The organism is Mycobacterium sp. IDUB_39 (assembly GCF_055419205.1).
Genome location: NZ_JBVAXF010000002.1, coordinates 310,076 through 330,476 on the forward strand (window position 1 = coordinate 310,076; position 20,401 = coordinate 330,476).

Consider the following 20,401-nt stretch of genomic DNA (forward strand, 5'->3'; position numbering starts at 1 on the left):
TGATGTCGCGGGAGAAGTCGATGAGTGGGGCGGGCCCGAGGTGGTGCTGGCCGAGACCGTTACCTAGTCGCGGTGACTCAGCACGTTGACGACGTTGCCCGCACCGTCAGCGAAGAAGAACCGCCGCACGCCCCATTCCTCGTCCGTCAGGGGATGCACTATCTCCAGACCTGCGGCCAGCGCGTCGCGGTGCGCTGCGTCGACGTCATCGACCTCGACCGAGACCGTCGGATTGACGGTCGCGGTGCGGTCGTTGGTCATCAGGCTCAACTGATGGGTGCGCTCGGCGTCTGCCAGGGTGACTATCCAGCCGTGGTTCATCACCTCGATGAGCCCCAGCGTTGCCATGTAGGTACCGCGGGCCGCATCGACGTCATCGACGGTGAGGATCGGAACCACCCGCCGCACGGTCAAATCGCAGGTCCCAACAGGTCGTCGGCGTCCTTGATGATGTAGCCGTAGCCCTGCTCGGCCAGGAAGCGCTGTCGGTGCGCGGCGTACTCGGCGTCCAGGCTGTCCCGCGAGACCACGGAGTAGAAGATCGCTCCACCGCCGTCGGCCTTGGGTCGCAGCAACCGGCCCAACCGCTGCGCCTCCTCCTGCCGCGATCCGAAGGTGCCCGAAACCTGAACCGCCACGGAGGCTTCCGGGAGGTCGATGGAGAAGTTGGCCACCTTGGACACGACCAGGGTCTGAATCTCACCGCGCCGGAACTGGTCGAACAACAGTTCGCGCTCGGCGTTCTTGGTGGAACCCTGGATCACGGGCGCATTCAGCTCGGTGCCCAGCTCGTCCAGTTGGTCGAGGTAGGCGCCGATCACCAGCGTCGGCTCATCGGGGTGGCGGGCCAGGATCGACTTCACCACCGCGATCTTGGAGTGCGCCGTCGAGCACAACTTGTAGCGTTCCTCGGGTTCGGAGACCGCGTAGAGCATGCGCTCGTTGTCGGTCATCGTCACCCGCACCTCGATGCACTCCGCGGGAGCTATCCAGCCCTGGGCCTCGATGTCCTTCCACGGGGCGTCGTACCGCTTCGGCCCGATCAGGCTGAAGACATCGCCCTCGCGGCCGTCCTCCCGGATCAGCGTCGCGGTCAGGCCCAGTCGACGCCGAGACTGCAGGTCTGCGGTCATGCGGAACACCGGCGCGGGCAGCAGGTGCACCTCGTCGTAGATGATCAAGCCCCAGTCGCGGCTGTCGAAGAGCTCCAGGTGGCGGTACTCACCCTTCGTACGGCGGGTGATCACCTGGTAGGTAGCGATGGTCACCGGCCGTACTTCCTTGCGTTCACCGGAGTACTCGCCGATCTCCTCCTCGGTGAGCGAGGTGCGGGCGATCAGCTCGCGCTTCCACTGCCGCCCGGCCACCGTGTTGGTCACGAGGATCAACGTCGTGGCCCCGGCCTTGGCCATCGCCGCCGCGCCGACGATCGTCTTGCCCGCGCCACACGGCAGCACAACCACCCCGGACCCGCCCGCCCAGAACGAGTCGGTGGCCATCTGCTGGTAGTCGCGCAGATCCCAGCCGTCCTGGTCGAGGGTTATCGGATGCGCCTCACCGTTGACGTATCCGGCCAGGTCCTCGGCGGGCCAGCCGATCTTCAGCAGCATCTGCTTGACGCGCCCGCGCTCGCTGGGATGGACGAGCACCGTGTCATCGTCGATGCGGGCGCCGAGCATCGGGGCGATCTTCTTGTGGCGGAGGACCTCCTCGAGCACGGCGCGGTCCAGGCTGACCAGCATCAGGCCGTGCACGGGGCTCTTCACCAGCTGCAGACGGCCGTAACGGGCCATGGTGTCGACGATGTCGACCAGCAGGGGTTGGGGCACGGCGTACCGCGAGAACGACACGAGGGCGTCGACGACCTGCTCGGCGTCGTGGCCGGCCGCGCGCGCGTTCCACAGCGCCAGGGGAGTGATGCGGTAGGTGTGGATGTGCTCGGGAGCGCGCTCCAGCTCGGCGAACGGCGCGATGGCCGCTCGCGCCTCACCCGCCAGCTCGTGCTCGACTTCGAGCAGCACCGTCTTATCGGACTGCACGATCAGGGGTCCGTCGGTCATGCGCGATCCCGCTTCACTTCTCGCTGGTCGGTCATGCGCGATCCCGCTTCGCTTCTCGCTGGTCGGTCATCTCACCCATTATCCCGACTCGGCGGACACTACCGACGTCACGCGGTGAATCGCGAACTCGCGCACCCGGCCCGCCGCCGGGTCATACGCGGTCAGTTGGCCGCCCCGGACGTTGACGGGGGCCACCACCCGTTGCGTCGCGACACCGGCCGCGTCGACGTAACCGATGACCACCGACGCCTGCCGGTGCGCGGCCGACTGCAGCTGGGCCATCGCCTCCGCGGGGTCCAGCCGCGACCCACCGACCGGCGCTGACGCCATCTTGCGCAGCACCGCGACGATGGCACCGAGGGTCTGTGCGTTCGGCGTCGACAGCGGCCGGTAGCCGCGCCTGCGGCTCGGCGCCGCGACCCGAGCGCCTCGGGCCCGGATGTCGACGATCGTTCCCGACCAGTCCTCGGCAGCGGGTGCGAAACCTGCCGCGCGCAGGCCGGCGAGTACGTCGGCGATCGGGGCCGCCGACACCGCCACGGTGGGAGCCAGCGTCCGCATCTCCACGGCCGCCATCGCGGGCGCGGCGACCGCCTGGGCCAACAGGGTGGGGTCCTCGCACCGGACGAATGACGACGCCATTCCGACCCGCAGCTGGCCGTGGCGTCGCGCGACGTCGTCGATGAGGTAGGTCAGGCCCTGCGGCACGGGTGTCTTGGAATGGCGTTCGAACAACGCGTGCAATTCGGCCGCCGTGGACCCGCCGTCGAGTGCCCGCCGGATTGTCGTCTCGCTGATCCGGTACACCATCGCCGCGCCCGCCGACTCGACGGTGGCGACCGTTGAGAGTTTCTCGGCCAGATCGCGTTCCAGCGGGCCGGGCACGACGACGGTCAGGTCGGCCTGGAGGAGGAAGTGGTCGATGGCCTTGGGCAGCACCTTGGTCATCGCCGCCGTGACCTCGTCCTCGGACGCGTCGGTGAGCAGCAGACGGATCGGCGTCGCGATCGCGCCGCGGCCGACGACGCCCATCGCATGCGCCTCGGTGAGCAGCGCCGCGACGGGTGCGAGCTGAAGTCGTGCCGACCACCGCGGCCGTCGCCACGCCAGCGCCGCGGCGGCACTGGCGGCGTCGACGCCGGCACCGGGCGCCAGGTCAGCGAGAACCTCCAGGAACAATCGGCGATCCAGCGGTGCGGCGGTCGAGTACAGCGAGTCGGATAACGCGACATACGGCTTGCCGTCGGGCCCGCGCTCACCGATGAGGCTTGGGCGCGCAGCCAGTTCCAGCCACGTCGAGGCCAGCAGGTACCAGCGGGTGGCCGTCGAGGACTCGATGAACCGGTCGGCCGCCACCGTGGGAGCCCAGAAGCTGCCCGCCCCGTCGGCGGGTTCGGGGTCGGGCAGGCCCACGGCGATCAGGCCCGCCGCCGCGGCGACCTCGAGGATCAGCCCGAGGCGTTGCTCGTCGATGCCTGTCGTCTTGGTGAGTCGCTTGGCCTCGCGCACGCCGAGACCGCCGTTGCGCAGTTCGGGCACCGGTGCACCCGACATCGCCTCCAGCACCACCTCGACCTCGCGCAGCATGTCGATGGCCGCGCCCGCGGCGGTCGCGTCAGCGTCGGCGGGCTTCATCGTGGTCACGACGGGGTCGGGCGGATCGATTCCGCTTGGGCCGGTCTGTTGGCCACGCATCACCTGGCCGACCAGGCGCGGCAGGATCACGGTGTCGTCGTCAACCTGTCGCAGCAGGCCCGCCGCCAGCAGCCGCTGCACGGGGCGTTCGGGTGGTGTGCCGGGTGCGGCGTCCTTGGTCCGTCCGACCGGGGACCCGTCGACCAGGCGCTCCAGCAGATCGCGTTCCGCGGCGCCCACGCCCGAGAGTCGTTCAGCGATGGTGGCGGCGTCGGTGTCGGCGGACTCCAGGGTGACCTGGCCCGGGTACCACGGCAGACCCGATGTGGCCTCGGCCGTGACGCGGATGGCCGGATCGCCCCACACCAGGGCGCGGCTTCGCAGGCCATCGATGGCCGCCGTGATCTGCGTGGAGGTGTGTTTGCCCCCGCCGAACGTCGCGAGCAATTTGGCCACGGGCACCGCCGCGGCGTCGGCTTGCAGCAGCAATAGCGCGTCCAAGACGGCCAGGTGCAGGAAGTCGAGGTCGTCGGTGGCGGCCTTCACCGACTGCCGGGACTGCGCCCTGGCGGCCAGGGCCGCGATCGAGCCGGGCGGCGGCTGCGTGAGGTCGGGTCGCAACTCCAGCAGTCGGATCAGCTGTTCGTCGGACAGGTCGGCCAACCAGGCGCCCAACGGTATCGCGGAGTTGGGTTCGGTCATTGACCACCAGCCTAAGCCAGCCGACCGGTCTCGCCTGTCATCGATGCGCCTGTCACAATGTGGGGCGTGGCTGACAAGAAGGCTAATGACAAGGCCCAGAAGCACTACGTCGACAACGGCTGGCCGGCCGTCGAGGACGGCGATCACGCCGTCAGCGAACTCGCGACCGACCGGACCGGCGCTCTGTCGCCGTTCGGCGAGGTGACGTTCCCGCTGCCCGCTGAGCAGCTGCCGTATATGCACCCGGTCACCGTCGTCAACAGATAGCCGTGGCAGCCCAACCGCATCGGCTCTCGCACCTGGACGAATCGGGCGCGGCGCACATGGTTGACGTGACCGGCAAGGACGCGACCAAACGCACCGCCGTCGCGACGGGAACGCTGCGCACCCGCGCCGACGTCGTCGAACTCATCGCATCCGGCGGACTGCCCAAGGGTGACGCGCTGGCAACCGCGCGCATCGCGGGCATCCTGGCCGCCAAGCGAACAAGCGACCTCATCCCGCTGTGCCACCAACTCGCACTCACCGGAGTCGACGTCGAGTTCTCCATCGGCACAACCGATGTCGAAATCACCGCGACGGTGCGCACCACCGACCGCACGGGCGTCGAGATGGAGGCACTCACCGCGGTGAGCGTGGCCGCGCTGACGCTCTACGACATGCTCAAGGCCGTCGACCCGGCCGCCATCATCGATGGCATCGCCGTGGTGCGCAAAGACGGCGGCAAGACCGGGGCCTGGGAGCGGCAGTGACGGCCGCTCGCGCGCAGAGCCGTCGATGACACCTCGCACCGCCCGGGTCGTCATTGCCTCGACTCGCGCCGCTGCCGGCGTCTACGAGGACCGCACCGGTCCCGTCATCGTTGACTGGCTCACCCAGCGTGGTTTCGATGTGGCGCCCCCGACCGTGGTGTCCGACGGTGTCGCGGTCAGCCGGGCGCTGATAGGTGCTGTCAACGAGCGGGTCAACCTGATCCTGACATCTGGTGGCACGGGTATCTCGCCCACCGACGGGACCGCAGATGCGACCGCGGTGATCGTCGACTACGAGATTCCCGGGCTGGCCGATGCCATCCGGCGCTCCGGACTGCCGCATGTGCCCACCTCCGTGCTGTCACGCGGAGTGTGCGGAGTGCGGGACGGGACGCTCATTGTGAACCTGCCGGGCTCTCCCGGCGGTGTGAAGGACGGGCTCGGCGTCCTTGCCGATGTGCTCGAGCACGCCCTTGACCAACTCTCTGGAGGGGACCACCCACGATGACCGAAGTGCTGCGCGTCGCGCTCACCGAGGAGACGATCGACCTTGCCGAGTACGAGGCACTGGTCTCCCACGAGGCCGCAGGGGCCGTGGTCGGATTCTCCGGTGTGGTGCGCGATCACGACGGAGGACGAAGCGTCGTCCGGTTGGAGTACTCGGCACACCCGACCGCGCTGCAGACTCTGACCGACGTGGCCCAGGAGATCGCCAGCAGCTGTCAGGGCGTCCGTGCGATCGCGGTGAGCCACCGCATCGGCACCCTGCACATCGGTGATGCGGCGTTGGTCGCCGCTGTGTCCGCCGATCATCGAAAGGCCGCATTCGAGACGTGCGCGCTGCTCGTCGACACCGTCAAGGAGCGGTTACCGGTGTGGAAGCACCAGTACTTCTCCGACGGCACCGAGGAGTGGGTCGGCTCGGCCTAACCGCGCACCGACCCACCCCTGCGTGACTACGCCGGGGGCAGCGGTGCTTCGGGAAGAACCGGTGCGGGTCCAGGTGCCGGCACGGGAGCCCCGGGAGGTGGCGGCGGTCCGGCAGCCGGATCGACGGGGCCGAGCGGAACGTTCGGGCCCGGAGCCTGCTCGGGGTACGGCGTGTTCATGCCACGCTGAGCGATACCCATGATCAGGGCTTCCTTGCCGCTGATCTCCTGGCTCTGCACGGCCTGCCACAGATCCTTGAGGTAACTGACATTGGGGCGCTCGTTGCCCTGGGCGCTGGGATCCATCGTGGACCCCGGGGGAAGCGCATCCGGGCTGGGGATGTGCGGGGTGCCCTCTGCCGGCGCGGGAAGCGTGCCTGCGGCCTCGGCGACAGGCGCCGTGCTGTCCACGGCGTTCAGCGGCGCCAGTGGATCGGCTGCGGCTGCCGGCGCTGCGGCAGGTGCCGGCGGGACGGGAGGCAGTGGCGGCGCGGGAAGCACGGGGTCGAGTGCGAGGTCACCCGCGTGCAATGCCCAGACCTCAGGCTGCTCGACGGGGGCCGGTGCCTCCGGTGCGACGTCCCAGTTGGCTGCCTCGATCACCGGCGGAGCCGGTGGCGGGGGAAGCATCGGGTCGACAGGTGCGGGGGCGCCGACGGTCAGCGCGGGATCGATCGGTGCGTCGAGTGGCATGACGGCCGGGTCGGCCGGCGGTGCGAGGGCCGGATCGACGGGCAGCGGTGCGTCCAGCGGTGCGGCGCCCTCGGGGGGCGGCGGCGGCAGGTCGGGTGCGGGCGGCGGTGCGAGGGCCGGATCGACGGGCAGCGGTGCGTCCAGCGGCACGGCACCCTCAGGGGGCGGCGGGGGAAGGTCGGGTGCGGGCGGCGGTGGCGGAGGGGCCTCCGGCAGCGGTGCGTCCAGCGGCATGAAGCCCTCGGGCGGCGGCGGCAACTCGGGAGCCGGCGGGGCGGCCGGGACGGGTGCTGCCCACAGCTCGGGAGCGGGCGGCAGTTCGCCGTTGATCTGGGGGTTGTCGAGCGGCTGCGGGGCATCGGCGAGAACGTTGCGCGGTGTCGATGCGGAGAGTCCGCGGCCGCAGGTGGGCCATGCGCCGCGGCCCTGCGAGGCCAGCACGCGCTCAGCGACGGCGATCTGTTGGTCCTTGCTGGCAAGGTGCGCGGCGGGGGCGTACTCGCCACCGCCGTGGCCCGACCAGGTGCCGGGCGAGAACTGCAGCCCACCCTGGTAGCCGTTGCCGGTATTGATGGCCCAGTTTCCACCGGATTCACAACTTGCGACGGTGTCCCATTCGCCGTCGGTCGCAGCGCCTGCCTGTCCGGCGAGGGCAAGGCTGCCGCCGCCGATCACCGCGCCAGTGAAGGCGATCTTGGCGACGCTTTTCGCAGTGGGGGATGCAGTTGGCTTACGGTGCCGTGCACTCATAGGTACAAGAAGTCCTCTCGTCCACGCCTACGAGGTCAGCTGTCGGGTTCGGGCTCAAGAGGTTGCCCGGCCGGCACGAGTGTCGGCTTCACCCCAAGGGATCGCATGCGATCCCTGGTCCTTATTGCTCGGTGGACCGGTTGGGTCCCCCGCCTCCATCCACGAAGTTGTTGTCAGCCGTGCCCAACGGATGGAAGTTCGGCGTAATCGGGCACAGCGGGCCACCCAATGGGGGTCAAGTGGCTTGGGGTCTGACGCTAACGGGTAGGCCCAGTCCCGTCATCTTTTGCCGCCCACGGCGTTTCCGGTTCTGGCAAATATTATGAGGACTTTAAAGGCGCAGGCCGCTCGGACGTTTCCCCTGGAGTTCAGACACATAACTACTGGTGGTGGCCAGTTCGTGACCATTTCGTTATGTGACGCAAATCACGATTATCCACCGGCGAACGGTGGCAAGACATCGACCGTCTGATTTGTTGCGAGCCGCGCGGTGCGGTCCCGTACGGCCATGCCGTCGCAGAGGAATGAGCATCGGTCGAGCACGCTGGCCAGGTCGGCGCTCCGGCCCCGCAGCGCTCCCACCAGGCCGTCGATGGTGGTGCCGGGCGCCAGGCCCAGCGTTTCCGACTCCGTGCCGGCAGCGGCGCGCGCGGCAGCGAAGTATCGAATGGTCACCTCAAGCACCGTCAGCCCCCGATCGCGCTCATGGGCCGGTCCGGCTGTACGAAGCCGGGCTCGTTGATGCCGTGCCCCGCTGGCTTGGCCCACATCGCGGCCCGCCAGGCACTCTCGATCGCGTCGTCTGATCCGCCGGAGCGCAGTAGTCGCTTGAGATCGGTCTCCTCGGTGGAGAACAGGCAGCTTCGGATCTGGCCGTCGGCGGTGAGGCGGGTGCGGTCGCATGCCGAACAGAAGGACTCCGACACCGACGCGATGACGCCGACTGTGGCTGGCCCGCCGTCGACCCGCCAGAGCTGCGCGGGGGCGGATCCTCGGGGCTCGCTATCGGGCTGCAGATCGAAGTGGCGGCGCAGCGCGCCGAGGATGTCGGCGCCGGTGATGTTCTCGTCGCGGCGCCACAGGTGTTCGGCGTCCAGCGGCATCTGCTCGATGATGCGCAACTGATAGCCGTGCAGCAGGCAGAACCTCAGCAGTTGCACCGCGTCGTCGAGACCCGTCACGGGATCCAGCACTGCGTTGACCTTCACCGGTGCGAGGCCCGCGGCCGCTGCGGCGGCGAGCCCCTCGAGGACGTCGGTGAGCCGGTCACGCCGGGTGATGTGGGTGAACCGCGCGGCGTCCACCGTGTCCAGTGAGACATTCACCCGGTCCAGGCCCGCCGCCTTGAGCTTCGCCGCCCGCCGGGCCAGCGCGACGCCGTTGGTGGTCAACGCGATCTGGGGGCGGGGTCGCAGTGCTGCCGCCGCGGCGATCACATCCTCCAGATGGCTCGACACCAGGGGCTCGCCGCCGGTGAACCGCACGTTGGTGATGCCGAGGCGGGTGACGGCGATGCCCAGCAGCCTGGCCAGCTCGGCCGCGGTCAGCAGCTGCTCCCCGGGAAGCCAGTCCAGCCCCTCGGCGGGCATGCAGTAGGTGCAGCGCAGGTTGCAGCGGTCGGTGAGGCTGACGCGCAGGTCCTTGGCCGCGCGCCCAAAGGTGTCGAGCAGGGGGCCGTCGGCCGGCGCCTCGGACACCGGTCCGCGGGGGCGCTGCACCGTTGGCAGGCCGAGATTGGTCGGGGTCATGCTGACGCTCCCAGGCGGCCCGACGCGACGTCGGCGGGGACGATCTCCTTGCCGAGTGGGAACAGTGAGACCGGGATCAGTTTCAGATTCGCCAGTGCCAGCGGGATTCCGATGATGGTGATCGCCATTGCGATGGCGGTCAGAACGTGGCCGATGGCCAGCCAGATACCCGCCACGATGACCCAGATGACGTTGCCTATCAGCGCACCGGGGCGGGGGCCGGGCTTGTCGACCACGGTGTAGCCGAACGGCCACAGCGCGTAGACGCCGATGCGGAACGCGGCGAAGCCGAAGGGGATGGTGACGATGAGGATGAAGCAGATGATCCCCGCGAGGAAGTACCCCAGCGCGAGCCACAGGCCGCCGAAGATCAACCAGATGACGTTCAGTATCAGGCGCATTGTCTTCCTCCTGCGGTGGTTCTCAGGCTACCGACCAAAGGGGTCGCTGGCCGTGGCGGCGTCCGAGTAGGATCGTCGGCATTCGCGTCCTGCTTAGGCGGGACGCGTTAATGATGTTATTGATGATGTCCAGCGAGATGACGAGCGGGTGAACTCCAGTGCCGACCGGCAAGGTTAAGTGGTACAACGCCGACAAGGGTTACGGCTTCCTTTCCCAGGAAGAGGGCGAGGACGTCTATGTCGGTTCGTCGGCTCTGCCGTCGGGGGTCGAGGAACTCAAGCCCGGCCAAAAGGTCGAGTTCGGCATCGCCGCGGGACGGCGCGGGCCCCAGGCGCTGAGCGTCAAGGTGCTCGACCCGCCACCGAGCCTGACCCGCACGCGCCGCGAGGCCGCCTCATCGGCCGTCGAGCGCAAGCACACCCCCGATGAGCTGCACGGGATGGTCGAGGACATGATCACACTGCTCGAGGGAGCGGTGCAGCCCGAGCTGCGCAAGGGGCGTTACCCCGACCGCAAGATCGCGCGCCGGGTGTCCGAGGTGGTCAAGGCCGTCGCGCAGGAACTCGACGCCTAGGTCTGGTGTCCGCCGAGCGTGAAGAAATGTGCGAACTCGCGCTGATTTCTCACACACGAGTTCACGTTCGGCGCGCAAGACTGGGTGGGTGAGCTACGTGAACCCCAAGGGCGAGTTCTCCCGAGACACCAACTACATCTCCACCCGCATCACCGCCGACGGTAGAGACGGCTATCCCGTCGAGCCGGGTAGATACCGTCTGGTGGTCGCCAGGGCCTGCCCGTGGGCGAACCGTGCGATCATCGTCCGTCGGCTACTGGGGCTGGAAGACGTTCTGTCCATTGGGTTCTGCGGGCCGACACATGACCAGCGGTCCTGGACATTCGACCTGGATCCCGGCGGTGTGGACCCGGTGCTGCGGATTCCGCGGCTGCAGGACGCCTACTTCAAGCGCGATCCGCAGTACCCGAAGGGCATCACGGTGCCGGCGATCGTCGACGTGCCCACCGGAGCGGTCGTCACCAACGACTTCGCCCAGATGACGCTGGACCTCTCGACGGAGTGGACGGCGTATCACCGCGACGGCGCGCCGAAGCTCTACCCCGAACCGCTGCGCGCCGAGATCGATGAGGTCGCCAAGCGCGTCTACACCGAGGTCAACAACGGCGTCTATCGGTGCGGCTTCGCCGGTTCACAGGAGGCGTACGACGCCGCCTATGACCGACTGTTCACCGCTCTGGACTGGCTCACCGAGCGGCTGAGTGGTCAGCGATACCTGGTGGGGGACACCATCACCGAGGCCGACGTGCGGCTGTTCACCACGCTGGCGCGCTTCGATCCCGTCTATCACGGCCACTTCAAGTGCAATCGGGCCAAGCTCGCCGAGATGCCGGTGTTGTGGGCCTACGCGCGTGATCTGTTCCAGACGCCCGGATTCGGCGACACCGTGGACTTCGTGCAAATCAAGGCGCACTACTACATCGTGCACGCCGACATCAACCCGACCCGCATCGTGCCCAAGGGGCCCGAACTCGCCGACTGGCTCGACCCGCACGGTCGAGAGGCGTTGGGCGGCAGGCCGTTCGGTGACGGCACCCCACCCGGGCCGACGCGCGAGGGTGAGCGCGTGCCCGAGGGCCACGGGGCCGGCTAGGACCAGACGGTCCGGACCGACCACTCGGCGTGCGGCCACGGGAACTGGTTGTCCTGCTCGTCGCGCACCAGGGTGGGCAGCATTACCGCGATGCCGGTGAGCCTGCCGCGGTGCGGGTCGACGGTCGGGATGGTCACGGCGATCTTGCTGTCGGGCCGGAACTCCTGGGTGTCCTCGGACTTCCCGTCCTCGTAGGACCGCAGCAGCACCCACGGGGCACGTGCGATGGCCGGGGGCACCGAGAGTTGCACGGGATCACCCGACGAGACGTTGAGCTCGCCGACGGTCTCGGGGATGTCGCAGCGGTTGAGGTCGTAGACGTCGCAGTAGCGGTACGGCCCGACGCGCTCCAACTGACCGTGCGTGTACGCGCTGATCTCGGGATGCCCGGCGTGATGACCGCGGCTGAGCTGCCAGATCAACACCGCCGTGGCCGCCGTGGCCAGCACCGCCACGACGCCCAGTACCGCGATGACCTTCTTCACTTTCGGGACACCGGCGCCGAGTTCATCCGTCCGCCCTCCTGGTTGGCCAGCACTGGGCGGTTACCGCCAAAGCCTGGGATTAGCGAGTCGCCGTTGTAGCTCACCAACGTCTGGGCCAGGCCGAGGATGAGGACGGCGGTTATCGCGGTGAACCCTACCCACAGGTCGGTGTAGATCAGCACGCCCATCGCGCCGCCGGACACCCAGCCCAACTGCAGAAGGGACTCCGACCGGCCGAATGCCGAGGCACGGGACTCCTCGGGGAGGTCATCCTGCAGCGAGGCGTCCAGCGAGGCCTTGGCCACCGCGCTCGCTCCCGACGTGACGAGAGTGGCGAACGCGGCGACGTACAGGTTGCCGGTGACCGCGGTCAACAGCGCCACGGCGGTCACCGCGGTCACCGCACGCACCACCAGCTTCGCGGGATGGCCGAGACGCAGGCGCGCGCTGGCGAAGTTGCCCGCGAAGTTTCCGATGGCCGCGGCCGCGCCTATCAGCCCCAGGATGCGCAGCTGCTCCCACCCGCTGGCGTCGTGGGACTTGGCGACGAAGGCCGGATAGAGGAACAGGAACCCGACCATGACCTTGATGGTGACGTTGCCCCACAACGAGGTGATGATGTTGCGGCCCATGGGTTGTCGGGCGGGCTTGCCGGGCCTGACGGGGTGGCCGTCGACGGTCCGGCCGAGCTTCTCGGTGGGGCCGTGATAGCTGAAGGTGGTGGGCACCTCACCCTCGGTGACCTCCACCCACTTCGGTATCCGCATCGAGAGCACCGCGCCGGCCACCGTCACCGCAACCATGACGTAGAGCGCGCCGGGCAGTCCGAACATGTTGAACAGATACTCCACGCCCGCGGCGATGGCCCCGCCCACGATGGTGCCGCCCAGCAGCCCGAACACGGTCAGCCGCGAGTTCACCCGAACCAGGTCGATGCTCGGTGGCAGCACGCGAGGCGTCATCGCGCTGCGGAGGACGCTGAACGACTTCGACGACACCATGGCGCCGAGCGCGCAGGGGTAGAGCACCCAGGACGGGAAGCTGCCGTTGGCGCCGTCGTAGTTGGCGATGAGCACCACTGCCAGCACGGTGCGCAATCCGAATGACAACGCCAGCGCGACGCGGCGGCCGTGCTGCAGCCGGTCCAGGGCGGGACCGATCAGCGGGGCGATGATGGCGAACGGGGCGATGGTGATCAGTAGGTAGAGCGCGACCTTGCCCTTGCTCTCCCCGGAGGCGGCGGCGAAGAACAGGGTGTTGGCCAGCGCGACAGCCATCGCGGAGTCGGCCGCGAAGTTGGCCATCACGGGATATGTCAGTGCGGTCAGCCCGGATTTGTCAGCGCCGTCGGCGGTGGCCGCACGATGGAACAGGCCGTACGCCTTGGATCCGATCTCGCGGCTGCGCTGTGCGGCCGCACGGGTGACGGTGACTCGCTGCCCGGCGCTCTGGCCCACGCCGGCGCGCGGCGAGTCGGAGTATCTCTCGTAGCTCTGCTGGCCCTGGGGTTCGTCGAGCGGTGGCAGCCAGCGGTTCGCGCTCTCCGACGATGAATTTCGACGGGTCCGCCGGCGGTACTCGGCGTCGCCGCTGGGGTAGTTGGCCATCCCCGGGTGTTCGGCGCCACGGTCGGTGGGCGGCCGTGGCGGGTGGTACTGGTGATGCCGCGGGTCCCCCTGATCGGCGGGGTCATGACGCGGTCCGTTCACACTCTCGATTGTTCCCCATGCACCAGACGGCGGCCCGCAGGGCAGCCGGTGTGGCTTTGCTCGCCCTGCGTCAGGCAGAATCGACTGTGATGGACAGCATGACCGAACCCGCCGAGCTCGACTCCGCAGCCGCTTCGCCGATTAACTCGGTGGATCTCACCGCGGTGCTGATGGGCGCCGTGGACTTGGCGCGCTCCGCGATCGTCGACGCCTCGGGGGAGGCAGCCGAGGATCAGGTCGGCGAATACCTCGGCGCGAGCTTCGACGATCTGACCGCCGCCACGCACCGCTTCCTCGCGAACATGCCGGGCTATCAAGGCTGGCAGTGGGCCGTTGTGGTGGCCGCGTATCCGGGCGCAGACCACGCGACGGTCAGCGAGGTCGTGCTGGTTCCCGGGCCGACGGCGCTGTTGGCGCCGAAGTGGGTCCCGTGGCACGAGCGGGTGCAGCCGGGCGATCTGGGCCCCGGTGACCTGCTGGCACCGCCGCCCAACGATCCCCGTCTGGTGCCGGGGTTCCTATCCTCCGGTGACGAGGAACTCGACGAACTCGCTGGCGAGATCGGCCTTGGCCGCAAGCAGGTGCTCAGCGATCTGGGCCGCGTCGAGGCGGCGCAGCGCTGGTTTGAGGGCGACTACGGGCCGGGATCGGCGATGGCCAAGTCCACCCGCAAGGTGTGCCGCGACTGCGGTTTCTACCTCCCGCTGGCCGGATCACTGGGCAGGATGTTCGGTGTGTGCGCCAACGACATGTCGGCCGACGGACACGTGGTGGCGGATGAGTACGGCTGCGGTGCGCACTCGGACACACCGCCTGCCGCGCAGATCGGCTCGCCGCTGTTCGAGCCGTTCGACGACGGTGTGATCGACCTCACCGACCCGTAGCTAGGCCTCCGCGGCCGCTGATTCCTAAACCGCCTCCGCGGCGGCCTTGATACGAGATAACGAATCGTTCATCCCCTCGAGCAGTTCCTGTTCGAAGCTGGGCACACCGCCCATCAGGGAGTTCACCAGAGCGTTCGACACGGCCTTGACGCCGTTCTCGGCGTGCCGGCTCTCGATGAGGCGGGTGCCGGTGGCAGTGGGTTCCAGTTCGTAGGACCAGACGGTGTTGTTCTCGTTGACCCGGAACGCCAGCCTGCGCTCCGGGTCGAACTCGGTGATCCGGCTGGTGGTCGGCCAGAACATGTAGCCGCGCCGGTTCAGGTTGACGGTCCGGGTGCCCGGGCGAAGCGGGCCGAACGCCCGCATCATCCGGCACTGCGGGCTCCAGCGAGGCATCTGGGAGAGGTCCGACACCAATGCCCACACCTTGGCGGGCGGTGCGGTGATGTCGATCTCGGCTTGCAACAACGGTTCCGCCATTACCCCTCCAGCTTTCAGGTCAGGCCGCTCTGGGCTCCACGGGAGCCGCGGCGTACGGCGCGACGTTGCCACAGAAAGATCGCTGTGCCAAGGACTCCGACGCCGAGGCCCGCGATGGTGACGGGGCGACACTCGTGCAGAGCGGGCAGCGTGAAGGCCAGGATTGCCGCGATGAACCACCCCGCGGCGATAACCACGATGACCGGCCACGGCTGCAGCAGGGCGGCAGGCAGCGCGGGTGGTTCGGGCGCCTCCCGCTGGGCGGGCGCGCCGGGGTCGGATCCGGCCACAAAGTCAACCTAGTCGATGCGCGGCTGCGTCCCTGCGACCGATCCAGGTGGCCGGTCGGTAGTCTGATGCCTCGTGAGCGACGCCAACGCCCGCCTGGCCAGCGACCTGTCGTTGGCGGTGGTGCGGCTGGCCAGGCAGTTGCGCTTCCGCAGACCGGATTCACCGGTGTCGCTGTCGCAGTTGTCGGCACTGGCCTCGCTGGCCAAGGAGGGACCGATGACCCCCGGTGCGCTGGCCGTGCGTGAACGCGTGCGTCCGCCGTCGATGACGCGGGTTATCGCCTCGCTGGCCGACCTGGGCTTCGTGAACCGGGCCGCTCATCCCGACGACGGCCGCCAGGTGCTGGTGTCGGCGTCGCAGTCGGGTCTCGAGCTGATCGAGGCGGAGCGCCGCGCCAGCCGCGAGTGGCTGCAGCAGCGGCTGGCCGAACTGACGCCCGACCAGCGCGAGACCCTGCTCCAGGCCGCCGATCTCATGTCGGCGATCGTCGACGAAGGCACGTGAGCGGGCCCGCCCGCGCGGCCAACGTCGTTGACGTTGACGATCCGGCCGACCCCCGACTCGATGACTTTCGAGACCTCAACAGCATTGACCGCAGGCCCGATCTGCCGAGCGGCAAGGGTTTGGTGATCGCCGAGGGTGTGCTGGTGGTGCAGCGCATGCTGGTGTCGCGGTTCACCCCGCGCGCCTTCCTCGGAACCGACCGGCGGCTGCGCGAGCTGACCGACGACCTCGCACGCACCGACGCCCCGTACTACCGCGCCAGCGCCGAGGTGATGGCCGAGGTGGTCGGCTTCCACCTCAACCGCGGGGTTCTCGCGGCGGCTGCCCGGCCCGCGGAGTTGACGCTGGAGGCGGTGCTGGACGGCGCCCGCACCGTGGCGGTGCTCGAGGGTGTCAACGACCACGAGAATCTGGGCTCGATATTCCGCAACGCGGCGGGCCTGGACGTTGACGCGGTGGTGTTCGGCACCGGCTGCGCCGATCCGCTCTATCGGCGGGCGGTCCGGGTCTCCATGGGGCATGCGCTGCTGGTGCCCTACGCTTGGGCTCCGGACTGGCCGGCTGATCTGGATACGCTGCGAGACAAGGGGTTCCGGTTGCTGGCCATGACACCCGCTCCGGCCGCGCCATCGCTGGCGGAGGCGATGTCGGGGCTGGCCGATGATCGGGTCGCGATGCTCGTCGGCGCTGAGGGGCCCGGCTTGAGCGAGCGGGCGATGCGTGCGAGCGATGTGCGCGTGCGGATCCCGATGTCGCGTGGCACCGACTCGCTCAACGTCGCGACTGCTGCCGCGCTGGCGTTCTACGAGCGGGCTAGGGTTCACCCGTGACGGACGAAGCCACGCCCTGGGGGACCGGGCTGACGGTGGCCGCATTCGTCGCGGCGCTGACGGCTGCGGCGATCATCGTGCTGAGCCTCGGTCTCACCCGTGTGCATCCACTACTGGCGGTGGGCCTCAACATCGTCGCGGTCGGTGGTCTCGCACCGACGGTGTGGGGATGGCGCACCCGCCCGGTATGGCGGTGGTTCGTCCTGGGCAGTGCCGTCGGCGTCGCGATCGGTTGGGTGGCGATGCTGGCGATCGTGCTCGGCGGCTAGACCGCCAGGATCAGCTCACGGCTGGGTGCCGGAGCGGACGCCCAGCAGGACGTCCTCCCAGGCAGGCACCTCGGGCTTGCGTCGACGCGCGCGTGCCGGCTTGGCCGCGGGAGGGGCGGCTGGCGGTTCGGGTGCGGCGACCGGTTCAGGCGCAGGAGCAGGTGCCGGCGGGGCAACAGGTGCGGGCATCGAGAAGTCCAGCTGCGGCACGGGTGCCACGGCGCGCAGCGGGCGCCGGTCGAAGTCGGGGTCGACGAGTTCGGCGGCGGCATCGTCGAACGCGGTGGCCGTGCCGCCGTGTGCGCCGGGCGTGAACCGGAAGTGCGCGACGTTATCCGACCTGCCGGCCTTCCACGCCAGCTGTACCGTCCAGCGGCCGTCCTCATTGCGCCAGGCATCCCAGTTCGTCGACTCCGGGTCGAGGCCGCGTCCTACGAGTGACGTCGTCACCGTCTCGAGCAGTGTCAGCACCGACGGGCCGTCGGCGAGCACCGGGTGTGCGGCGGTCGCGAGTTCGGCCGCGCGCGAGCGCTCGAGAAGCACCGGGTGAGCGAATCTCTCGACGCGTGCGATGTCAACACCGGCCGCCGAGGCGACCTGTTCGACGGATGCGCCCGCGCGGATCTTGGCTTGGATGTCTCGGGGGCGCAACGTGTTCGGAATCTCGACCTCGACTTCGGGTTGACGCGATATGACGCGCTCCCCGCGCACTGCGGCGCGCAGGCGGTCATCGACATTCAGGATGAACTTCTCTGGGGAGTCCGTGCTTTCGCAGATGATGCGATCGGCGTCGACGTCGAGTCCAACAACCTTGAGTTCCCGCATTCCAGACCTCCTCTGGCCGCCGGACCTAGCGCGGCTTAATCGATGACCCTACTGCGTTACCGACTCGTGACCGCGTTGACACGCGGGGGTTGACTGCAGGTGCTGCCTACAACCGCTCAACGACCCAGTCGACGCACGCGGTGAGCGCACTGATGTCGTCGGGTTCGACGGCGGGGAACATCGCGATCCGGAGCTGGTTGCGGCCGAGCTTGCGGTACGGCTCGGTGTCGACGATGCCGTTGGCGCGGAGCACCTTGGCGACCGCGGCGGCATCGACCGAATCGCTGAAGTCGATGGTGCCGACGACCTGCGAGCGCAGGGCGGGGTCGGCAACGAACGGTGTGGCGTAACTGGATGCCTCGGCCCACGTGTACAGCCGCGACGACGAGTCGGCTGTGCGCTTGACGGCCCAGTCGAGGCCGCCGTTGCCGTTGAGCCAGTCGAGCTGCTCGGCCATCATCACCAGCGTGCCGATGGCCGGTGTGTTGTACGTCTGGTTCTTGAGGCTGTTGTCGATCGCGATCGGCAGCGACAGGAAGTCGGGCACCCACCGGCCCGACGCGGCGATCGACTCGACGCGGGCCAGCGCGGCCGGGCTCATGACGGCCAGCCACAGCCCGCCGTCGGAGGCGAAGTTCTTCTGCGGCGCGAAGTAGTAGGCGTCGGTATCGGAGATGTCGACGGGCAGGCCGCCGGCCGCCGACGTCGCATCGATGACGACCAGGGCGTCACCGGCCGGACGCTGCACTCCAAGTGCGACGCCCGTCGAGGTTTCGTTGTGGGCCCATGCGACGACGTCCACCGACGGATCCGACTGCGGCTGCGACGCGCTGCCTGCGTCGGCCTTGATGACGATGGGGTCGCCGACGAAGGGGTTGGCCGCCACCGCCGAGGCGAACTTCGCGCTGAACTCGCCGTAGGTCAGATGCAGCGAACGCTTGTCGACCAGGCCGAACGCGGCGGCGTCCCAGAACGCGGTGGAGCCGCCGTTGCCGAGGATGACCTCGTAGCCGTCGGGCAGCGCAAAGAGCGACCGGATGCCGTCGCGGACCCGACCGACCAGGTTCTTCACCGGAGCCTGCCGATGCGACGTGCCGAACAGGTGGCCCGCGGCGGCGAGCGCCTGCAGCTGTTCGGGGCGGACCTTGGACGGCCCGCATCCGAAGCGTCCGTCGGCGGGCTTGAGGTCGGCGGGAATCACGAGTTCGGCCATGCCGCTAAGGGTAGTGACCGGACTTGCGCACTTTCTGGCCGGGGAGGGCGTGCAGAAAAACCCGAAATGTGGGTACCCCCTCCTTGCATTGAACCCCGTGGTGTCCACCCGGGGAGGGGTCGGGGACTGACCTCTTGGAGGGCATGTGATCAGTCGCGGAAGAATTTCGACGCTTGACTCGATATGTGTGGCGGCCATGGTGGTGTTCGGAACGGCGCTCGCCGCGGTGCCGGCCCAGGCCGACGGCCCGGACGGACCCGTAGGCGGTGATCAGGGCGGCGCGGTGCTGAGCGAGATCAACGCGACTCGCGCGGCGAACGGCTGTGGGCCCGTCGCGGCCAACCCGCAGCTGACTGCATCCGCGGAGCGGCACGCCAGGGACATGCTCGTGAGCGGGGTGGCCGAGCACACCGGTTCGGACGGCTCCTCCCTGGTCCAGCGCGTCACGGACGCCGGCTACACGCAGTACGCCGAAGTCGGCGAGGTCGTCTTCTGGGGCACCGGCTCCGCGGGCAACCCGGCAACCGCGGTCACGTCGTGGATGAACAGCCCAGGTCACCGCGCGATCATCACGGACTGCGGTTTGACCGAGGCGGGGTTCTCGGCGGTCAGCGACGGCAACAAGATGACCGCGACGGGGGATTTCGGGACCCGGTAGAGCCGCCGAAATGCCTCCCGGCCGTCGTCAGTTGGTCAGGATTCGGGCACCGTCGGCGGTGACGGCGACGGTGTGCTCACTGTGCGCGGCACGCGCCCCGCTGGCGGTGCGCAGCGTCCAACCGTCGGAGTCGTGCTTGTAGTCGTCGGAGCCGTCGGCGATCAGCATGGGTTCGATCGCGATGACAAGGCCGGGCCGCAGTTTCATGCCCTTGCCGGGACGGCCCTCGTTGGGCACGTGGGGATCTTCGTGCATGGTGCGGCCGATGCCGTGACCGCCGTGGTCGGCGAGCATCCCGTAACCTGCGCGCCGCGCGGACGTGGCGATCGCGTGGCCGATATCGCCGAGGGTGTTCCCCGGTCGGACCGCGGCGATACCCGCGGCCAGGGCGGCGTTGGTTGCCTCGATGAGTGCGGTGTCGCGGGGATCTGCCGCGCCGATGACGAAGCTGCGGGCGGCGTCACCGCACCAGCCGTTCAGGACGGCACCGAAGTCCACCGAGACCAGGTCGCCCTCGGCGAGCACCGCAGTCGTGGGGATGCCGTGCACGACGGCGTCGTTGACGCTGGTGCACAGGACCGCGGGAAACGGTGAGGGCGCCCACCGCGGGTGGTAGTTCAGGAACGGCGATGTCGCCCCGTGCCTGGCCAGCACGTCGGCGGCCACGGCGTCGAGGTCCCTTGTCGAGCAGCCCGGAGCGGCGTGCGCGACGACTGCGCGCAGGGCCTCGGCGACGACGGCACCCGCCGCGGCCATCGACTCGATCTCGGCGGCGCTCTTCAGCTTCACCATTTGACGTGACCTGCCTCACATGTGACTGGGATTACCTGGCTGGCGCACATATCGCGCAAGTCATGTTCAAAACCTGGGACCACGGGTACTGTGTTTAGACAGCAAGCCGACAAATGTAAACCT

The 20,401-nt window shown here is 68.9% G+C and carries 25 protein-coding genes and 1 riboswitch; of the genes, 11 read left to right on the forward strand and 14 right to left on the reverse strand.

What is annotated here, in order from left to right; translation table 11 throughout:
* Positions 1–63: 63 nt before the first annotated feature.
* The 3 genes from ACZY0X_RS07705 to ACZY0X_RS07715 form a co-directional block, all read right to left on the reverse strand.
* The gene (locus ACZY0X_RS07705; protein WP_463769116.1) at positions 64–414 is read right to left on the reverse strand and encodes a VOC family protein; all 351 of its coding nucleotides are present in this window, start codon (positions 412–414) and stop codon (positions 64–66) included.
* The gene (locus tag ACZY0X_RS07710; RefSeq protein WP_463769118.1) at positions 411–2,060 is read right to left on the reverse strand and encodes a DNA repair helicase XPB; all 1,650 of its coding nucleotides are present in this window, start codon (positions 2,058–2,060) and stop codon (positions 411–413) included. Before ACZY0X_RS07710 ends, ACZY0X_RS07705 begins: the two co-directional genes overlap by 4 nt.
* A gap of 78 nt (positions 2,061–2,138) precedes the next feature.
* Positions 2,139–4,397: a helicase-associated domain-containing protein gene (locus ACZY0X_RS07715; protein ID WP_463769120.1), complete on the reverse strand. Its 2,259-nt coding sequence runs from the start codon at positions 4,395–4,397 to the stop codon at positions 2,139–2,141.
* A 57-nt stretch (positions 4,398–4,454) separates the two neighbouring features.
* Here ACZY0X_RS07715 and ACZY0X_RS07720 point away from each other — a divergent pair, with 57 nt between their 5' ends.
* From ACZY0X_RS07720 to ACZY0X_RS07735, 4 genes are read left to right on the forward strand one after another with little or no spacing between them, the layout of a single operon-like run.
* Positions 4,455–4,664, forward strand: coding sequence for a hypothetical protein (locus ACZY0X_RS07720; RefSeq protein WP_241403189.1), 210 nt, complete (start codon positions 4,455–4,457; stop codon positions 4,662–4,664).
* Between the two features lie 56 nt (positions 4,665–4,720).
* Positions 4,721–5,149, forward strand: coding sequence for a cyclic pyranopterin monophosphate synthase MoaC (moaC, locus tag ACZY0X_RS07725; protein WP_463770547.1), 429 nt, complete (start codon positions 4,721–4,723; stop codon positions 5,147–5,149).
* A 25-nt stretch (positions 5,150–5,174) separates the two neighbouring features.
* Positions 5,175–5,657, forward strand: a complete 483-nt coding sequence (locus ACZY0X_RS07730; protein WP_463769122.1) for a MogA/MoaB family molybdenum cofactor biosynthesis protein — start codon at positions 5,175–5,177, stop codon at positions 5,655–5,657.
* A complete protein-coding gene (locus ACZY0X_RS07735) occupies positions 5,654–6,079 on the forward strand; it encodes a molybdenum cofactor biosynthesis protein MoaE (RefSeq protein ID WP_463769124.1) in 426 nt (141 codons plus the stop codon). The genes ACZY0X_RS07730 and ACZY0X_RS07735 overlap by 4 nt, the downstream gene beginning before the upstream one ends.
* Before the next feature lie 26 nt (positions 6,080–6,105).
* Here ACZY0X_RS07735 and ACZY0X_RS07740 read toward each other — a convergent pair whose 3' ends face one another.
* The 4 genes from ACZY0X_RS07740 to ACZY0X_RS07755 all read right to left on the reverse strand — a co-directional run bounded on the left by ACZY0X_RS07740 (position 6,106) and on the right by ACZY0X_RS07755 (position 9,670).
* A complete protein-coding gene (locus ACZY0X_RS07740) occupies positions 6,106–7,521 on the reverse strand; it encodes a transglycosylase family protein (protein ID WP_463769126.1) in 1,416 nt (471 codons plus the stop codon).
* Positions 7,522–7,530: 9 nt separating this feature from the next.
* Positions 7,531–7,710, reverse strand: a riboswitch (cyclic di-AMP (ydaO/yuaA leader).
* Positions 7,711–7,953: 243 nt separating this feature from the next.
* Positions 7,954–8,205 (reverse strand): MoaD/ThiS family protein, encoded by a 252-nt coding sequence (locus tag ACZY0X_RS07745; RefSeq protein WP_463769128.1) that lies wholly within the window; start codon positions 8,203–8,205, stop codon positions 7,954–7,956.
* Between the two features lie 2 nt (positions 8,206–8,207).
* Positions 8,208–9,269: a GTP 3',8-cyclase MoaA gene (moaA, locus tag ACZY0X_RS07750; protein ID WP_463769130.1), complete on the reverse strand. Its 1,062-nt coding sequence runs from the start codon at positions 9,267–9,269 to the stop codon at positions 8,208–8,210.
* Positions 9,266–9,670, reverse strand: a complete 405-nt coding sequence (locus ACZY0X_RS07755) for a YccF domain-containing protein (RefSeq protein WP_354523565.1) — start codon at positions 9,668–9,670, stop codon at positions 9,266–9,268. Before ACZY0X_RS07755 ends, moaA begins: the two co-directional genes overlap by 4 nt.
* A gap of 158 nt (positions 9,671–9,828) precedes the next feature.
* Here ACZY0X_RS07755 and ACZY0X_RS07760 point away from each other — a divergent pair, with 158 nt between their 5' ends.
* Together ACZY0X_RS07760 and ACZY0X_RS07765 are read left to right on the forward strand one after the other, a co-directional pair.
* On the forward strand, positions 9,829–10,245 hold the full coding sequence (locus ACZY0X_RS07760) for a cold-shock protein (RefSeq protein ID WP_241403196.1): 417 nt from the start codon (positions 9,829–9,831) through the stop codon (positions 10,243–10,245).
* Between the two features lie 88 nt (positions 10,246–10,333).
* On the forward strand, positions 10,334–11,338 hold the full coding sequence (locus ACZY0X_RS07765) for a glutathione S-transferase family protein (RefSeq protein ID WP_463769132.1): 1,005 nt from the start codon (positions 10,334–10,336) through the stop codon (positions 11,336–11,338).
* Here the strand turns inward: ACZY0X_RS07765 and ACZY0X_RS07770 are convergent.
* Positions 11,335–11,823 (reverse strand): DUF2771 domain-containing protein, encoded by a 489-nt coding sequence (locus tag ACZY0X_RS07770; RefSeq protein WP_463769134.1) that lies wholly within the window; start codon positions 11,821–11,823, stop codon positions 11,335–11,337. The genes ACZY0X_RS07765 and ACZY0X_RS07770 overlap by 4 nt on opposite strands.
* Positions 11,820–13,430, reverse strand: a complete 1,611-nt coding sequence (locus tag ACZY0X_RS07775; RefSeq protein WP_463770549.1) for an MFS transporter — start codon at positions 13,428–13,430, stop codon at positions 11,820–11,822. The genes ACZY0X_RS07770 and ACZY0X_RS07775 overlap by 4 nt, the downstream gene beginning before the upstream one ends.
* 200 nt (positions 13,431–13,630) lie before the next feature.
* On the opposite strand from ACZY0X_RS07775, the gene ACZY0X_RS07780 reads away from it, so the two are divergent.
* Positions 13,631–14,416, forward strand: coding sequence for a DUF3027 domain-containing protein (locus tag ACZY0X_RS07780; RefSeq protein ID WP_463769136.1), 786 nt, complete (start codon positions 13,631–13,633; stop codon positions 14,414–14,416).
* A 24-nt stretch (positions 14,417–14,440) separates the two neighbouring features.
* Here ACZY0X_RS07780 and ACZY0X_RS07785 read toward each other — a convergent pair whose 3' ends face one another.
* Entirely contained in the window at positions 14,441–14,896 is a 456-nt protein-coding gene (locus tag ACZY0X_RS07785) for an SRPBCC family protein (protein ID WP_463769138.1), read from the reverse strand.
* Positions 14,897–14,910: 14 nt separating this feature from the next.
* Positions 14,911–15,186 carry a DUF2530 domain-containing protein gene (locus ACZY0X_RS07790; protein WP_463769140.1) on the reverse strand — a complete coding sequence of 92 codons (276 nt, stop codon included), beginning with the start codon at positions 15,184–15,186 and terminating at the stop codon, positions 14,911–14,913.
* A 73-nt stretch (positions 15,187–15,259) separates the two neighbouring features.
* Between ACZY0X_RS07790 and ACZY0X_RS07795 the strand changes: the two genes are divergently transcribed.
* From ACZY0X_RS07795 to ACZY0X_RS07805, 3 genes are read left to right on the forward strand one after another with little or no spacing between them, the layout of a single operon-like run.
* On the forward strand, positions 15,260–15,691 hold the full coding sequence (locus ACZY0X_RS07795; protein ID WP_463769142.1) for an Rv0880 family HTH-type transcriptional regulator: 432 nt from the start codon (positions 15,260–15,262) through the stop codon (positions 15,689–15,691).
* Positions 15,688–16,521, forward strand: a complete 834-nt coding sequence (locus ACZY0X_RS07800; RefSeq protein WP_463769144.1) for a TrmH family RNA methyltransferase — start codon at positions 15,688–15,690, stop codon at positions 16,519–16,521. Before ACZY0X_RS07795 ends, ACZY0X_RS07800 begins: the two co-directional genes overlap by 4 nt.
* Positions 16,518–16,790, forward strand: coding sequence for a DUF2537 domain-containing protein (locus ACZY0X_RS07805; RefSeq protein ID WP_463769146.1), 273 nt, complete (start codon positions 16,518–16,520; stop codon positions 16,788–16,790). The genes ACZY0X_RS07800 and ACZY0X_RS07805 overlap by 4 nt, the downstream gene beginning before the upstream one ends.
* Before the next feature lie 15 nt (positions 16,791–16,805).
* Here the strand turns inward: ACZY0X_RS07805 and sepH are convergent, their stop codons facing one another.
* Positions 16,806–17,615 carry a septation protein SepH gene (gene sepH / locus ACZY0X_RS07810; RefSeq protein WP_463769148.1) on the reverse strand — a complete coding sequence of 270 codons (810 nt, stop codon included), beginning with the start codon at positions 17,613–17,615 and terminating at the stop codon, positions 16,806–16,808.
* Positions 17,616–17,721: 106 nt separating this feature from the next.
* The gene (gene serC / locus ACZY0X_RS07815; RefSeq protein WP_463769150.1) at positions 17,722–18,828 is read right to left on the reverse strand and encodes a phosphoserine transaminase; all 1,107 of its coding nucleotides are present in this window, start codon (positions 18,826–18,828) and stop codon (positions 17,722–17,724) included.
* Positions 18,829–19,024: 196 nt separating this feature from the next.
* On the opposite strand from serC, the gene ACZY0X_RS07820 reads away from it, so the two are divergent.
* A complete protein-coding gene (locus ACZY0X_RS07820; RefSeq protein ID WP_463769152.1) occupies positions 19,025–19,486 on the forward strand; it encodes a CAP domain-containing protein in 462 nt (153 codons plus the stop codon).
* A 27-nt stretch (positions 19,487–19,513) separates the two neighbouring features.
* Here ACZY0X_RS07820 and map read toward each other — a convergent pair whose 3' ends face one another.
* Positions 19,514–20,278, reverse strand: coding sequence for a type I methionyl aminopeptidase (gene map, locus ACZY0X_RS07825; RefSeq protein WP_463769154.1), 765 nt, complete (start codon positions 20,276–20,278; stop codon positions 19,514–19,516).
* Positions 20,279–20,401: the final 123 nt, after the last annotated feature.